The 14,710-nt window shown below is 70.8% G+C and carries 17 protein-coding genes; 2 read left to right on the forward strand and 15 right to left on the reverse strand.

Going from position 1 to position 14,710, the window contains the following annotated elements; translation table 11 throughout:
• Positions 1-305: 305 nt before the first annotated feature.
• The gene (locus BM362_RS32470; RefSeq protein WP_093575776.1) at positions 306-1,181 is read right to left on the reverse strand and encodes a hypothetical protein; all 876 of its coding nucleotides are present in this window, start codon (positions 1,179-1,181) and stop codon (positions 306-308) included.
• A gap of 428 nt (positions 1,182-1,609) precedes the next feature.
• Between BM362_RS32470 and BM362_RS32475 the strand changes: the two genes are divergently transcribed.
• Entirely contained in the window at positions 1,610-2,008 is a 399-nt protein-coding gene (locus tag BM362_RS32475) for a hypothetical protein (protein WP_093575777.1), read from the forward strand.
• 248 nt (positions 2,009-2,256) lie between these two features.
• Here the strand turns inward: BM362_RS32475 and BM362_RS32480 are convergent, their stop codons facing one another.
• The 5 genes from BM362_RS32480 to BM362_RS32500 all read right to left on the reverse strand — a co-directional run bounded on the left by BM362_RS32480 (position 2,257) and on the right by BM362_RS32500 (position 5,793).
• The gene (locus BM362_RS32480; protein ID WP_093575778.1) at positions 2,257-3,471 is read right to left on the reverse strand and encodes a hypothetical protein; all 1,215 of its coding nucleotides are present in this window, start codon (positions 3,469-3,471) and stop codon (positions 2,257-2,259) included.
• 61 nt (positions 3,472-3,532) lie between these two features.
• A complete protein-coding gene (locus tag BM362_RS32485; RefSeq protein WP_093575779.1) occupies positions 3,533-4,132 on the reverse strand; it encodes a hypothetical protein in 600 nt (199 codons plus the stop codon).
• Positions 4,133-4,392: 260 nt separating this feature from the next.
• Positions 4,393-4,725 carry a hypothetical protein gene (locus BM362_RS32490; protein ID WP_093575780.1) on the reverse strand — a complete coding sequence of 111 codons (333 nt, stop codon included), beginning with the start codon at positions 4,723-4,725 and terminating at the stop codon, positions 4,393-4,395.
• On the reverse strand, positions 4,712-5,599 hold the full coding sequence (locus BM362_RS32495; protein WP_093575781.1) for a hypothetical protein: 888 nt from the start codon (positions 5,597-5,599) through the stop codon (positions 4,712-4,714). Before BM362_RS32495 ends, BM362_RS32490 begins: the two co-directional genes overlap by 14 nt.
• The gene (locus BM362_RS32500; RefSeq protein WP_093575782.1) at positions 5,599-5,793 is read right to left on the reverse strand and encodes a hypothetical protein; all 195 of its coding nucleotides are present in this window, start codon (positions 5,791-5,793) and stop codon (positions 5,599-5,601) included. Before BM362_RS32500 ends, BM362_RS32495 begins: the two co-directional genes overlap by 1 nt.
• Before the next feature lie 169 nt (positions 5,794-5,962).
• Here BM362_RS32500 and BM362_RS32505 point away from each other — a divergent pair, with 169 nt between their 5' ends.
• Positions 5,963-6,442: a hypothetical protein gene (locus tag BM362_RS32505; protein ID WP_093575783.1), complete on the forward strand. Its 480-nt coding sequence runs from the start codon at positions 5,963-5,965 to the stop codon at positions 6,440-6,442.
• 126 nt (positions 6,443-6,568) lie between these two features.
• On the opposite strand, the gene BM362_RS32510 is transcribed toward BM362_RS32505, so the two are convergent.
• The 9 genes from BM362_RS32510 to BM362_RS32550 all read right to left on the reverse strand — a co-directional run bounded on the left by BM362_RS32510 (position 6,569) and on the right by BM362_RS32550 (position 14,678).
• Entirely contained in the window at positions 6,569-7,123 is a 555-nt protein-coding gene (locus BM362_RS32510) for a hypothetical protein (RefSeq protein WP_093575784.1), read from the reverse strand.
• Between the two features lie 595 nt (positions 7,124-7,718).
• The gene (locus BM362_RS32515) at positions 7,719-8,210 is read right to left on the reverse strand and encodes a hypothetical protein (RefSeq protein WP_093575785.1); all 492 of its coding nucleotides are present in this window, start codon (positions 8,208-8,210) and stop codon (positions 7,719-7,721) included.
• A 94-nt stretch (positions 8,211-8,304) separates the two neighbouring features.
• Positions 8,305-8,961: a hypothetical protein gene (locus BM362_RS32520; protein WP_093575786.1), complete on the reverse strand. Its 657-nt coding sequence runs from the start codon at positions 8,959-8,961 to the stop codon at positions 8,305-8,307.
• A 398-nt stretch (positions 8,962-9,359) separates the two neighbouring features.
• Positions 9,360-10,070: a hypothetical protein gene (locus BM362_RS32525; protein WP_208865403.1), complete on the reverse strand. Its 711-nt coding sequence runs from the start codon at positions 10,068-10,070 to the stop codon at positions 9,360-9,362.
• 477 nt (positions 10,071-10,547) lie between these two features.
• Complete coding sequence (locus BM362_RS32530; RefSeq protein WP_093575787.1) at positions 10,548-11,021, reverse strand: hypothetical protein; 474 nt, start codon at positions 11,019-11,021, stop codon at positions 10,548-10,550.
• A gap of 322 nt (positions 11,022-11,343) precedes the next feature.
• Positions 11,344-12,243, reverse strand: coding sequence for a hypothetical protein (locus tag BM362_RS32535; RefSeq protein ID WP_093575788.1), 900 nt, complete (start codon positions 12,241-12,243; stop codon positions 11,344-11,346).
• A gap of 336 nt (positions 12,244-12,579) precedes the next feature.
• Positions 12,580-12,882 carry a hypothetical protein gene (locus tag BM362_RS32540; RefSeq protein ID WP_143132567.1) on the reverse strand — a complete coding sequence of 101 codons (303 nt, stop codon included), beginning with the start codon at positions 12,880-12,882 and terminating at the stop codon, positions 12,580-12,582.
• 117 nt (positions 12,883-12,999) lie between these two features.
• Positions 13,000-13,257 (reverse strand): hypothetical protein, encoded by a 258-nt coding sequence (locus BM362_RS32545; RefSeq protein ID WP_093575790.1) that lies wholly within the window; start codon positions 13,255-13,257, stop codon positions 13,000-13,002.
• Positions 13,258-13,520: 263 nt separating this feature from the next.
• Positions 13,521-14,678, reverse strand: coding sequence for a J domain-containing protein (locus BM362_RS32550; protein WP_093575791.1), 1,158 nt, complete (start codon positions 14,676-14,678; stop codon positions 13,521-13,523).
• Positions 14,679-14,710 lie beyond the last annotated feature (32 nt).

The following is a 14,710-nucleotide window of genomic DNA, read 5'->3' on the forward strand; positions in this document are numbered from 1 at the left end:
CCGCGGGAGGGCGGTGTTTCGAGCGCACGATCGGCATCGGGGCGCAGGGGCTGGCTCACGCGGGGAGGCGCTGTCTGCACGGGTTGCCCAGAGGCTGGCCACGCTGTCCGGAGGTACGCGACGGCGCGGGATTTTCTGCGCCCGCAAGGGGATCCGGTGGGCGTGCTCGCCGACAGGTCGAGCATATACCCCACTGGGGTATATTGGGTGTTGGGCGGCGCGCGCCTCGGAACGGTGTGCGTTTTTGGCCCGGTCGGGACGGAACGCCGGTCACGGCGGCCCGGGACCGGCGGGGGTGTGCGCGGCTAGTCGATGGTCACGAGCCTGCGGCACCTCTCCAGCGGGTGAACCTGGCCTGAGGCGATCAGCCCGAGCTCGCACCAGTACTCGAACCTGGTCAGCGGGGCACGGGGGTCGATCCGGCAGGTGCACCAGGCGCGGTGGTTGACGGGAAGCTCGTCGCTGGCGAGGACGTAGTAGGGATGGCGGTCGTGCTGGTGCACGCCGTTGACGTGGAGGCCGTCCACAGTGGCTTCCTGCTTCCAGAATGCGGCGCCGATGGTGCCGAGCTTCCCGGCGATCTCGTCCTGGGTGAGGGTGTGCGGAACGAGGAGGGGCTTCCACTCGCGGCCGTTGTAGATCTGCCAGTCGCCGCCGGACGCACGCCGGGTGCTGGGGCTTTCGTCGAGGATTTCGGCCCGGAGCTCCCGGTCTTCGCGCATGATCGCGATCCGGTGGAGTTCGGTCACGTCGCCGCGAATGGCCGCCCCGCTGGAGAATTCGACGAATTCGCGCACCAGCGTGGTGTTGTTTCGCCGCATGGCATCGACCATTTGGGCGGTCTTCTGCTCATACAGCACGGCGTCGAACAGGACTGCTTCTTCGCTCAGCGGCAGGCCGTCTTCGCGGCACTGCTTGACGTAGGCCCGCATCTCGTGCCAGCCGAACCGGTCGGGGTCGCTGGGCACGAACTGGGTGCCCCGGCGGTCTCCTTCGTGGGACAGGGAGCCGATGTGGCCGAGCTGCGGGTGCAGGATGTCGGCGGTGAATGTGTAGCCGTCAGCGTGCGGCAATTCCTTGTAGTTGCGGACTTCCAGGGTGGTCGAGGCGTCGATGCCGGAGTGCGGCCAGTGCACGAGCGGGGTCGGTTCGGCCCGCTCGGGCGCGGTCGTGTTGCTCACGCGTTTCTCCTTCGGATGTGTTCAATCTGTCGACGGCGCCGGGGCGTCACTCCCGTGGCCGGGGCTGTTCTGTCCCTGAGCGTGTTGCATGCCAGCCTGGACGGACTGGTGGTCTGTTCGACGTCAGGCGCGGCGGGTGAGGAATTTCCCCTCGCCCGGCGGGATCCGGAGCGCGCGCTTCGACATCACGACCATATACCGGCTACGGGTATAGGAGCGGCTGTGCTGGGCGCGCATCGAAACGGTGAGCGTTTCCGGCTGCCCGGTGCGGGATGCCCGCCCCGGCGGTCTCCCCGGGCGAGCCCGGACGCGGGATTCGGCCGCTGTCGTCCTTGGGGCGCAACGGAAGAGCGCCGGGCCGCCCCGGCGGAAGGGGCGGCCCGGCCCGGGCACGGCAGGGGGCGGGCGGCTAGTCGAGGGTCACGAGCTTGCGGCACTTCTCCACCGCGTGGGCCTGCCCGGAGGCGATCAGCCCGTCGTCGGACCAGTACTCGAACCTGGCCAGCGGGGCACGGGGGCCGATCCGGCAGGCGCACCACGCGCTGCTGTCGACGGGAATCCCGTCGCCGGCCGAGAACGTAGTAGAGCAAGCGGGGATGCGAGTCGACGGCGCTGCCGCCGAGCCCCTCCGCGGCGGCGTCTCGATCGCCCGCCCAGCCGCGGATGGTCTCCATCTTCGCCTGGATCTGCTCCCGGGTGAGGGTTTGCGGGGCGAGGAGACGCTTCCACTCGCGACCGTTGAACATCTGCCAGTCGCCTCCGAACTTAAGCTGGGTGCGCGGATCCTCGGCGAGGATCTGGAGCCGGAGCTCCCGGTCTGCCCGTAAAGCGGCGATCCGGTGCAGTTCGATCGGGAAACCGCGCCGCGCCTTGGCGCCGTCGGGGGTTGCGGGCCTGAACTCGCGGACCAACGTGGTGTTGTTCCGCCGCATGGCGCGGACCATTTCCGCGCCGTCGTGTTCTTCCAGCACGGCCTCGAACAAGACCTCTTCGCGGGGGAGCGGCTCGCCGTCCTGGCGGCAGCGGCTGACGTAGTCGCGCATTTTCCGCTCCGGCGAGCGGCGGGTCCGACGGTTCACCGGGTCGCCTCGGCGATGTCGTGCCCGGCCCGCTCGCTCGGCCACAGCGGAAGCTGGCAGCGGCGGCATCCTCCGTCGTCGCTGCTCGGAAGATCGTGCGTCCTCAGGTCGATGCAGCCCATGGCCAACGCCTCCGCCAGCGTCGCGGGCCTGCATTCCGCGCAGAATCCCCACGTCTCGGCGACGGGTCCGGTGAGCACCGTGTCGCGCCGGTGATTCCCGCCCCGGCAGAGAATCCCCGCCTGCAACAGCGCGCGTCGCAGGTCGACCAGTTGGCCGTCGGCGATGAGGTCGATGGCCTGGCCCGCCAGTCCGAGCATCTCCGATGTCCGCGCGACCCGGAGCCACTGTTCCTCGGTCAGCTGCGTGCCGGGCGGAAGCTCGGCGAACGTCTCCAGCGACGCGGCGCTCAGCGTCACCGTCGGCACGCCGCGCCGACGGCCCAGTTCCCGGATGAGGTAGGCGACATCTTGGTGGCCGATGGTGTCGACGTCGTAGAGGTACGCGGCGTCGAGGTGTGCGCGCAGGTCCAGGTGGGCGCGGCCGAGGCCCGACACCTGCCGTTCCTCGTGACGGCGGCTGTCGAGGTCGTTGAGTTCTGCGAGGACCCCGTCGGCGTAGTCGCGGGCGTCGTCGGAGAGTCCGTCCAGTTCGCCGAGGATCGAGCGCCGGAGGATGGCGGTGACGTCTTCGTCCGCCCGGTCGGTGAGGACGGCGTGGGCGGCGATGGTGTGGGAGTGGTCGAGTTCGCGGGCGAGTCCGAGCAGGGCGCGCGCCCACCATTCGGCGTCCTGCTCGCTCAGGAATCGCGGCGTGCCGGGCGCGGGGAAGTCGAGAAACCCGCTGAACGGCGCGGCGTAGCGCAGCACGACGTCGCCGGTCTCCGGCGACCAGCGCGAGGCGGTGGCGGTGCGCACGGTGGGCGCGAGCGGCTCGATCCAGATCTCCGCCGGAGCGGCGATGCCGCGTTCGGGCTCGCGGAGCCGGTGGACGCAGGCGAGCAGTTGCGCGGCCGCGGCGCGGGCGCTGGCCGCGGTGAACACGACCGGCCGGCCGCCGGGTTGGGCAGGACGCGCCGTCACGCTGATCTTCTGGCCTCGCAGCAGGGCGGTCCGGCCGACGGCCCGCAGGGTTCCGTCGGGGGCGAACTCGTAGTCGGCCGTGTCGGGCCGGGGCGGCAGTGCCACGCGGGCGGGGTGTGCGAACGACATTGCTGGTTGCTCCTTGGCAGAACAGTGGTTGACGGGAAGAAGGAAGCGGGAACGGCCCGGGTCAGAGCCCGCAGCGTTCGGCCCGGGCGTCCGGGCGGCAGTAGAGGCCGTCGCACCCGCGCGGGCAGATGTCCGGCCCCGGACCGCCGTGGGCGATGCGCACCAGCTGCTCGGCGGTCGCCTCGGCGGCCAGCCGCGCGCGCCAGCGCAGGTCCCGGTCGCCGTCCGCGACGTGGTCGAGCAGCGCCCGTTTCTCCGCGTCGGTGTAGTCGGCGGATTCCCGCTCGGACGCGAGCGCCGCCAGGGCAGTGACGGTGTAGGCGGGCAGCGGGACAGCGGCCGCGCCGGCGGGGACGGACAGGTCGGCCTCGGCCCACTCCCACGGATGGGAGATGCGGTACAGGCCCCGTTCGTCGGGCCGGATCTGCTCCGGGGTGTAGCCCTGGTCGTGCTCGTACCCGGTCTCGATCAGCTGTAGCGCGTCGCCGTGCCATTCGGCCCTGTGCAGCGGGTTGCTGCCGTGCAGCCAGGCGGCGTTCAGGCGGATGGCGATCCACTCGGCCACCGCCCGCCGGAACCCGGGGGAACCGTGCGGCTCGCCGGTCTCGGCGGGGAAGCACGGGGCGCTGCCCGCGTGGACGAGCGTTTCGCCCGGACGCATGCGAATGGGGATCTTTTGAGGCGCACTGGACACGACAGAACCTTTCTCGGACGGGGAAGGGGTTCGCTCTGATTCGGCATTCCGGGGCGTCGGCGCCGGAGCCTGCCGTTGATTGGAACTCTACCGGGCGAAACCTGGGAAAGGCCGATCCGTTCGCCCCGAATCGAATTCGTGCGCATTTTCCGGAATCGGGCCGCGCAAAAGGCCCGGCTCCCCGTTTGTTCCGGGGTGCCGGGCCTCTCGTCATGCGGCGGCGGACGCTACTTCACCGAGCGCCAGACGCAGTCTGTGTGCGCAGCCCAGAAGATCGCCCAATCTTTGTCCGTGGCGGCGAACACGACGATGTTGCACGGGCCGCACATCTCTGCCGTTTTTCCTTGTGCGGCCAGCAACGGGAGGATCTCGCGGCGTCGCGGAGCGCGGGACATGAGGTATTCGGCCTCGGCGCTGTCCGGCGCGCAACGGCACAGTTCCCCGCACCCGCCGAACATGAACGCGTCGTGGTCGAGGTCCAGGGGAGAAGGGACGTCGAAGCAGGGCACGTAGTCGGCCAGCCGCGTCGGCGCGGGCGCCGTGTCGTCAGGTGCGGTCATGATCGGATTCCCCTCGGCCGGATGCGGTGAACTCGGCGGCGATCGCCGGGGCCAGCGCGGTGAGGGACGCGCGCCACGCTGCGGTGACGCCGTCCCAGAGTTGCCGCAGGACGCTGTCGAGGCAGGCGGCGTCGGCCTCCTCCAACGGCAGGTCCCTGCAGTCGTCGATCAGCTCGGTGCCGGGCCCGCCGACGCGGACGGGTTCCCCCGCGGCGGTCGTGACGTGCCACGTCTCGTAGCCGGGATAGAACGGGTCGCGGTCGTGCCGGAGGATCAGGCGCAGCCCGGCGCGGGTCGTGAGGTCGATCTCCGGCGCGATCACGGCGTGCCGGGTGAGGAACGGCCTGCCGCTGACGGTGGCCGGCCGGACGGCATTGATCGTGCCGTGCTGCCGGAAGCCCCGCAGGATGCGCAGGTCCGCGTCGACCACGGCGGCCGGGAGGGAAACCCTCGTCGGCGGGCCGCTCACGGCGATCGGCTCGTCCGGGCACTCGTCCTCGTCGGGCTCGTCGTCGGCGGCGTCCTGGTGCGCCGCTGGCCTGCCGGGGAAGTCCAGCAGGTCGGCGCACTCCTCGAAACGTCCGGCCTGCCACTTGTTCAGGTAGTCGCCGAGCAAGTACCGGGGCAGCAGGGCGCGGTTGCAATCGGCCGAGATCATCTCGTCGTCCCACGAGCCGTCGCCGCGCGGGTTGCTGGTGCCGGTGGACGCGGCGAGATCGAGCGCGCACCCGATCTTGCCGCTCGGCACACCGGCAGCGACCTGGCGGGCGGCGATCTGCGCGCGGGTGCCGATGGCCACCGGGAAGCCGTTGTTGCCGGACCAGACGGCATACAGGTCGAGGCCGCTCTTGGCGGAGAGGATGTACTCGCTCATCAGCCCTCCCGACCGATTCGCTGGCAGCGGCCCACGAGGTCGCGCTGCGCGTCGAGACGGGCCCGTAACGACAGCGTCAACGCGACTTCGCGGGTCGTGGCGTAGCCGACCGAGGCCAACGCGTCGACCCAGTCGACACAGCCAGCGGTTCCGCCGCCTTCGCCGCAGAACCAGTCAATGTCAGGGGATTCCATCGTTCGGTGCTCGCTTTCAGGTGCTGGATTCCGGTTCAATCTGGGCCGGGGGCAACGGGGCGTCACCCCCTCCCCGGCACCTATAACTATACCGGTCGTGGCAGCGTCGGCGCAGTTCAGCGCGGTTGTCCGGTGAATCCGTGAACGTTTCGGCCTACCATCGGGGCGCATGGGGGACAAACAACAGCAGCAACGCGTCGAAGCCATGGCGGACAAGGCCCTGGAGCCGCGAAAGAACGCGCTGATCGCACTGGCGCACGCCGCCGAAGCGGCCCGTGACCACGACTCGGTTCGGGCGAAGGCGGACAAAGACATCGCGAGGATTCGCGCGCGGGCGGACAAACGGATCGAGGCCATCCTCGCCAAGGCCGACGAAGGGGCCGAACGGGTTCGCCAGCGGGAGCGCGAGGAGATGATCGAGCGCGGGAACTCCTGGCGCGCGGCTTACCGTGCCGCGAAAGACGTCGGCTGGACGTCTGCGGAGCTGCGGGCGGCCGAGCAGCCTCCGCCGCCGCGCGCGTCGACAGGCAAGCGGCCCGCGCCGACCGCGACGGCCGGCGCCGGTTCGGGCTCCTCGGACGCCGCCGCGGCGGGCGACCGGCCGCAGTCCGGCGCGGCAGCGGAGGATCCGCTGCCGCGCTCGGCGTGAACGCGGCCGGGGACAGCGGTCCGGCGTCCGGGCCGGTCGTGCCCGGCATTGCCGCCGGACACAGGACAACGGGGTCGTCCCCGGCACGCGGTGCGTGCCGGGGACGACCCCGTCTGCGTGGTGCGGTCAAGCGATCCGGCGGAGGGCACGGGGCCGCCGTCGGCGTGAGCTCGCGACGGCCCTGCGCGCGGACAGGGCATCGCGCTCCCCGTCCCACCGGCGCATCAGGTCGGCGAAGTCGGCCACGTCCTCGGCGAAGCCGATCACGCCGTTTTCCCAGGCGCGGCACAGCATGTTCTCGACGTGGCGGGCGGTGTTGCGGTCGTGGATGCCGTCGTGGCTGACCCGGTCGTCGACATCGAATTCCCGCAGCGCCACGGGCTGGCCGAGCAGCTCGCCGAGCAATGCGTGCGTTTCCTGCAAGCGGACTTCGATTCCGGGGCAGCAGCGACCGGGGCCGACGCTCGCGACGCTCGGGGCGCACTGGCCGCACGGGGCCAGCGCGGCGGAGTCGGCGAGCCAGACCACCTCGAACGGCCGCTGCGTGAAGTCCGCCTCGCCGGGGAACCGCTCGACGTACATCGCCCACACCGTCCGGGTGTTTCGGGGCAGGTCCGGGTACGCGGCGTCGAAGAGCGCGCTGCCGTTCGAGACAGAGGTGTAGGAAGTCGGGATACGCATTGTCGCTCCTGTGCTGAATGAGTTCAATCTGTCGTGGCTAATTCCGGGTTGTCATTCCGGTCCGCGCCACTGCCATAACCGTATCCACGATTTGGGGCGGCAACGGCGATTCTCGGTGCGCTTCTTGAATTCGTGCGCGTTTCCGGGAACCGTCCCCGCGTTACCCCGGCCGAACGGGGCGGCCGAGACCCGCTGGGCAGGGCAGCAGCCGCCGGTGCGGCGGTGGACGGCGGGCGGCAGGATCGGGGAGGTGCCGCCGAGCGGCGGCCGAGCTGTTCCGCTTGAGCGAATCCCGGCCGGGCCAAGGCTTCACGGGCCCGCTCCAGAGCCGACATCGGCCCGGGGGCAACCTGCGGGTGCCGGTGTCGCCGGGGACGCCGACCGTCCCGCCGAACGACGAGCGCGCGACGAGCTGCGGCGGCTCGGCGCCGGTGCGGCCGGGCACGCGCGAAGCCGGTTGCGGGCAGGGAATCGGAGCATCGGCAGCGCGGCCGGTCCGGGCCAAGGGGTCCCCGGGCGGTGAGCCGCATTCGGAGTGGCGGACGCCGGGCCTCGGATGCCCGGATGCGCGGCCTGACCGCTCACGTCCTCGGTGCTACGTGTCCTGGTTGGACGGACGACCGTCCCAAAGCCAGTTCTCGACCCGGTCTTTGATGTACTGGTAGTCGACGCCTTGGACGTCGTCGTTCCCGGGTTCGTCCAGACCGCCGAGCGAGTAGTCCCGGCACACGTCGCCCCAGAAGAGGACGGTGTCGGGCAACTCGCCCGAATCGATCCATCCCGCAATGGTCCGCGTGGCTGCTTCCGCGATCTGGTCTAGCCGCTCGACCGGGAGAATCAGATCGGCAACGGCTGTCCGACCACGGTATTCGGTGTCCGACCACTGGATATCGTCGCCGTTGGCTGCTTCGATCCAGCCACGCGGGTCTCCGCTGCGGACCTTCTCGACGTCTCCTTCGGTGTAACCCATGGCGAGGAGGTCTTCGATCATGTCCTCGCGAGATCGGAAGTCGTCGGTGATCCGGACCACGCCGTCGTCCGGATCTTTTTTGTTCCGGTTGGCCTCGGTGATGTACAGCTTGAACATTCTCGCTCCCTCTTGCGGTTCTCCGGGCGGGTCGGACCTGCCGGGGTGCGGCGTCCGGGCCCGGACGCCGCACCCGGGCCCGATCACGAAGTGGTTACGCGGCGGTCGCCGGTGCAGCGGTAGACGTCGGCCAGCAGGATCCGCCCGGTGCCCGCCAGTCCGGCCCTTGCGCGAATCCCAGCCGGGCCAGCGCTTCGCGGGCCCGTTCCTCCGTGGCGATCGGCCCGGGAGCCACCAGATCGGCGTGGGTGTCGTCGGGAACGACGATCGGCCCGCCGAGCGTCCAGCGGGCGACGAGCCGCGGCGGCCCGGCGACGGTGCGGCCGGGCATGCGGGAGGTCGCGTTCAGCCACGGCAGGCGCAGGGCGCGGTCGCGGTCGGCGGCGGGCTGCGCGGCCAGCTTCAGCAACTCCGACCGCCGGAACATCGGTTCGGCGTCTGCACCGCAGGGCGCGTTGAACAAGCCGAGATCGGGGACGTAGGTGTTCACCTCGCCCAGTTCGCCGTCCCGGGGCGCGTCGTAGGCGGTGAACGCCGCGTCGGGGGCGGATTCCATCATCGCGTGGGCGAAGTCGCGGCCCATCCGGTGCGACTCGGGGTCCGCTTCCAACCACGTGCCGACGTGCAGGACGTCGGCGGCGTCCTCTCCGTCGTAGAGGTAGCCGTATGCGCGGAGAGCGGCGAGAACGGCGCCGACGCTGTGCGGCGGGCAATCGTGGATCGCTGCGGCGGCGTGGGTCAATTCTGTCATGGCAGGTCGCCTCCTTGTCGGCGGTGAACGGGGGATTGCGGGGGAAGGGGGAGTGCGCGGCATCAGCCCTGTTCTGCGGCAGGGCGCGGAGAACGCCAGCGCCGGTGTCAGCGGGCCGGCGTGCGGACGTCTGCGCGCACGGGGCGGGGTCCGGCGCAGAACCGACCCCCGCCCGCACGGCGCAGTTCACGATCTAGGCGCGGATGGCCAGCTCCCCGCTGAAGAGATGCAGTGCGGCGTCGAGGTCGATCGGGTCCAGGTGGAGTTCGGCGGCCAGCGCGAGCAGGTTCTGCAGAGGCGTTTCGGGCATGACGTTATTCCTTTGCGGAGTGGCTTTCGGGGACGTCGCGGGCCGGGGGCGGCCCCGGCCCGCGACGGAGCGGGTCGAGCGGGGATGCTCAGACCGTCGGAGAGGCCCAGAGCAGGTCCACTACAGGCAGCGACTGGACGAGGGTCGCGGCGGCGAGGCGAACGTCTCCGCCGAAGGCGTCGGCGACCTGACGCAGGCTCAAGCCGCGCTCGGCCAGAGCCGACGGCCAGAACTGGACGTGCATGCGGAGGTCGTCGGAGACTCCGTACATTTCCCCGCCTCCCAGGAGTTTGACCGCGCCTGCGGCCAGGCCGTGCACGCTGGCGATGGCGCTGCGCCAGGTCTCGACACCGATCTCGCCGGGGCGATCGCCGAAGCCGGAAGAGCCGTTTGCGGTAACGGGAAGGCCGAGCATGGCGGGAACCGTGTGCCAGTCGGCGATCGATTCGAGCGGCCGGTAGCGGCCTTCGACCAAGCCGCGCGAGTACTCGTACACGGCGCGGCGGGCTCGCGGGGTCCAACCGGCTGAGGTCGCGGTGAGCAGTCCGTGGATTCCCGCCGGGACCCGGGCCGTGACGCTGTCCTCGCCGCGCAGGCTCAGCGCGGGCGGCAGGACGGTCAGGTCCGCGACGTAGCGCGCGGACGTGCGGCACTCCCTCGTCCAGCCGGGCAGAAGGTCCGGCGCCCGGTGCCGCAGCACCTCCTCGAACACCTCACCGGCCCGCGCGACCGCACCGTCGGCATCGTCCCGGCCGGTGGAGGCATCGCAATGCCACAGGTCGTCCTCGCCCGCACGCACGCACAGGACCAGGCAGGCCCCTTCGGATCCGTCGACCGCCTCCGCCAGCAGCGAGGTCGCGGCCGGGAACTGCGCGCAGCAGCGCGTACGCGTGCTGAAGCGTCCAGTGGACGTGTTCCTTGATCGCGTGCTCGACCGCGTCGAGCGCGAGGTCCGAACGCCGGTCCAACTCGCCGGCGGACTCGTGCCCGCGCCGGGCGGGATCGTTGGTGGAAGCCATGAGAAGACAGCACCTTTCGATATCGTGAATGCGTTCAATCTGTTGCGGCGAAACGGGCGTCACCCTCGTTCAGCCGACACCACAACTCTATACAATCCGCGCTTCTAAGCAGAGCGAACGGAAGCTTCCGTTCGTTTTCGCGAGCATTTTCCGGGGAGCCCGTCGCGCGATTCCGGCGGCGGAACTGCCGGTGGGACGGATCGTGGCCGGGCTCCTGTGCAGGGAGCCCGGCCACGGGCGGGCGCGGGCGGCGGCCGTCAGGACCGGTACGCCAGGACCAGCCAATGCGGCCGGTCCTGGCGCGGGGTGATGCCCAGCGCGGCGAGCGCGGCCGCGAGCCGCCGATTCCACGGTTCGAGGTCGGCCGGGTCGAACAGTTCGGCGGGGTTCAGCGGCATCGAATCGCCTTCCTCGACCGCGATGCTGCTCGTCGCGAGCGCGTAGGAGGTGTCGCTCGGGTCGCCGTGCATGACGATGTGCACGCCGAGCGATTTTCTCGCTGCTTTTCGGCGGTCGTGGTATCCGGCGGCGTGCTGGTCGGTTTCGGTGAATCCGGCCAGTGCGGCGAGCAGGCGTCCCGTTGCCTCTTCGACGAACTTGTCTTCTTCGCCGTCGATGTCGTGCCGGGCAATGACCGGACGGCCGTGGTCGTCGGTCTCCCCGACTTTCCAGCCTCGTTGGTCGCCGCCGAGGTCGTAGCCGTAGGCCAGGATGGCTTCTGCGGTGTCCATCGGGTTCTCCTCCTGTGATCGTCGTGTTCGGTGCTGCGGGGGCAGCGGGACCGCTGCCCCCGCGAGGGGTGCGCTGCGGTCGACCCCAGCTGGCCGGGAACCGCCAGCGCGGCCGGTCGTGGAAGCGGGGTGAGGTCCAGCGCGGTCAAGCGCGGCGGCGAGCCGGCGGTCGGCGGCGGGTCCTCGCGCAACGTCGCTGCGCCCGCAGCGAGGGGCCGGCGGGTGGCCACGTCGCGGGGACGTGGCGGGCCGGGAATGGCCCGGCCCGCCACGGGCCGGGTCGAGCAGGGATGCTCGGCCCGTGAACGAGGCCCGGCTCAGGTCACCGGGCAGCGACCGGGTTGAGGACGGCCGCGGCGAACCGGACGTCGCCGTCGAAGGCGAGGGAGACCTCGCGCAGGCTCACGCCGTGCGTGCGCAGAGACGCTTGACCGAACCGGACGCGGGCGCGGAGGTCGTCGGGGGTCCCGTAGCTCTCCGGGGCGCCCCAGCACTTGACCACGCCTGCGGCCAGGCCGTGCACGATGGTGATGCCGCTGCGCCAGTCCTCGACGCCGAGCTGGCCGCAATCGCCGTAGCCGAGAAAGCCTTCTTGGAGGACGGGATGGCCCAGACGCTCGGGAACCGTCGCCCACTTGGCGATGGAGTCCAGCGGCCGGTAGCGCCCTTCGGCCAGGCCGCGCGAGTACTCCTGCACGGCGCGGCGGGTTTCCCGGCTCCATCCCTCGGACGTCTCGGCGAGCAGCCCGCGAATCCCTGGCGCGACCTCGGACGCCGGGCCGTTGTCGCAGCTCGTGTTGAGCGCGGGCGGAAGGGCGGTCAGGTCCGCGACGTAGAATCCGGCCTTGCGGTCCTGCGTGCTCCACCCGGGCAGACGCTGCGGCAGCTGGTGCCGCACCGCGTCCTCGAACAGCACGCCGATGTCGAGAACCACGCCGTCCGCCTCGTCCCGGCCGGTCCTGTCTTCGCTGCGCCACAGGTCTACCTCGCCCGCGCGCACGCCCAGGACCCGGCAGGTTCCGTCGGCCCCGTCGATCGCCTCGACCAGCAGCGAGGTCGCGGCGGGAAACTCCGCTCGCAGCAGCGCGTAGGCATCCTGCAGAGTCCAGTGGACGTATTCCTCGACCGCGCGCTGGACTGCGCCGTGCGCGAGAAGGGCACGCTGGCCGAGCACCGCGACGGACTCCAGCGGACGGCAGGCGGCAATATCTGGTGAATTCACGGAAACGGTTTCCTTCGATTTCGCGTATGGGGTTCAATCTGTTGCGGCAAAACGGGAAGTCGCTCCCGCTCTGCCGACAACTCGTACTCTACATTCGATCGCGCGGAACAATGGGATTCCGTGCACGGCAAATAAGACTGGAAACAGATTTCCGGTGTCCGGGCCGGGTCAATCCTCGGGCCGCTTCGCCCCGGTCGCGGGCGGATGCGCGGCGGTCGCGGTCCGGGCGGACGAGAGGGCGTGCACAGTCTGTGTCCCTGCGGGAAACGCGAAGCGGGCCGGCGCCGCAATGCGGCGCCGGCCCGGGGGACGAACGCGGTGACGCTGGTTCGCGTGCTACATCTGGATGCCGCCGAAGACGTCGTAGGCTTGGACCACGTTGGCTCCCGGGCTGACGTCGCCGATGCGGTTGACGACGTCGCCGGGCCGCGACGAGCGCCGGATCGGGTCGGCCGGGGCGTCGTTCCCGGTCTGGGCGGTGTCGGCGGCGTGCTGGTTCTGGAGGCGCTCGCGCAGCGCCTTCATCGCCTGGGCAGCCTCCTGTCGTCCGCCGGAGTCGTTGACCGCGGCGGCGATGCCGAGAGCCTCTACCGCCAGGGCAATTTCGGAGTCGGACAGTTCCACAGTTGTGGTTGGCATTGCGGTTTCCCCCTTCTCGGATGTACGGATCGTTCTGCTAGGGCCGCGCGGCTCGGCGCCGGGCCGGACACGGCGGCGGCGTTCGGGCTTCGTGCCGCACCGTCGGTGCGCGGATCGTTACTCCAGCACCGCCTTGGTCAGGGCGTTCAGGTCGCGGGTGAACAGCGGCGGCAACCCTTCAAGTCCGGACACACGCCCATCGCCATAGGCCCCGATGAAGTCGTTGACACGGTGTGCGGCGCTCACCGGGTCCGGCAGGTGGTCCGTGTATTCGTCGATTCCGGGCGGCTGATCGGGCGACTGCTCGAATTCGTCGGGGTCGTCGGGCGGCGCGTGCAGGATTGCGTGAGCCGTCGGGCTGGACGGATGTGCCATCGGTTTCTCCCGTGGTTGTGCGGCGCAGTTCTGCGGGTTCGATTCGAGTCGCGCGGGGCGTCGCTCTTGCCCGCCGACACCTCACACATTACGAGCAATTTCGCGAACCGGAGGATTCCCCGGCCCGAATCTTCCGGGTAAAAGCAGATTCTCTGCTCTCGTTTTCGGGAATCGCCGGTGTGATTCCCGGACGCGGAACTGTGCGGGGAAACGGCCGCGCGGGCAGGCTGGCGTCACGGACGCCCGGCCTGCCCGCGCCGGTGTCAGAACGGGGAGATTTCGCGGTCGTAGCGGGCGCGGGCGTCGGGATCGCTGAGGACCTTGTACGCCTCCGCGACCTGCGCGAAGTCGTCCTTCTCGGCGGTGCGCTGCGCGGCGCAGACGGTCGGGACGAGGTCCGGGCGCAGTGCGCGCACGCGGGCACGGTAGGCGGCGTCGATGTCGCTGCGGGTCACGACGATGTTCTGGGGCAAGCCCAGCCGCTGGTAGAACTTCGGCAGGGGCCGGACGGGTTCTTCGGCGGGCGCGGCGCGGCGGCCTGACGGGTCCGCGACGGCCAGTGCGACCAGGCGGACGTCGCCGCCGAACGCTTCGGAGACCTCGCGCAGGCTGACGCCGTTCCGCGCCAGGGAGCACTGGAAGATCGGGACGATATGGTCCAGGGAGTAGGTGGGGCCGTAGCCTTCGCTGGTTTCCCAGACCTCGACCGCGCCCAACGCGAGGCCGTGCACGTAGTTGATGCCCTCCTCCCAGTGCGCGGCGGTGAGCGTGGCGAACTCGGCGCGGTCGGCGGGGGCGACGGTGCGGGCGAGCACCGCGCGCACCTCGTCGTGCTCGGCGGTCTCCTCGAGCGGCAGGTAGCGGGCTTCGACCAGTCCGCGGCAGTACTCGCGGGCGGCGAGGGCGACCTGCCACGGCCACGAGTCCACGGTTTCCTGCACTGCCCGGGAGATCCCGGCGGGGAGGCTGTCCTGCCGGTCCTGGTCGGGCACGGTCGGCACGGCGGTCAGGTCGAGGACGTAGCGTCCGGGTTCGTCGGCCTTCGGCGACCAGCCGGGCAGCGTTTCCGGGGGGTAGTACTGGAGCGCGGTGTCGATCTGCCAGCTGGCGCCTTCGACGACCTCGTCGATCTCGTTCGGGGTGGCGATCGCGGACGCGGCCTCGGCTGCGGTCCACAGCGGGTCCGCGCTGGCGTTCACGCTGACGGTCCAGGCGCTGAGGGTGCGCCGCAGTCCGGTGTCCACGACCGCCGAGGTTGCGGTGGGGAACTGCTCGCGCAGCGTCGCGTAGGCGTGCTGCAGGACCCAGTGCGCGTGTTCCGTGTCTGCCTGCTCGATCGCCTCCTGCGCAGCCAGGACCCGGCGTTCCAGAGCGGTGAGCCGCCCGGGAGCGGTCCGGGGGTCAGCGGTGTTCGAGGTCATGAGGAATTGCCCCTTTCGGGTATCGCGGATGA

Source organism: Amycolatopsis rubida, assembly GCF_900115345.1.
Lineage (GTDB): Bacteria > Actinomycetota > Actinomycetes > Mycobacteriales > Pseudonocardiaceae > Amycolatopsis > Amycolatopsis rubida.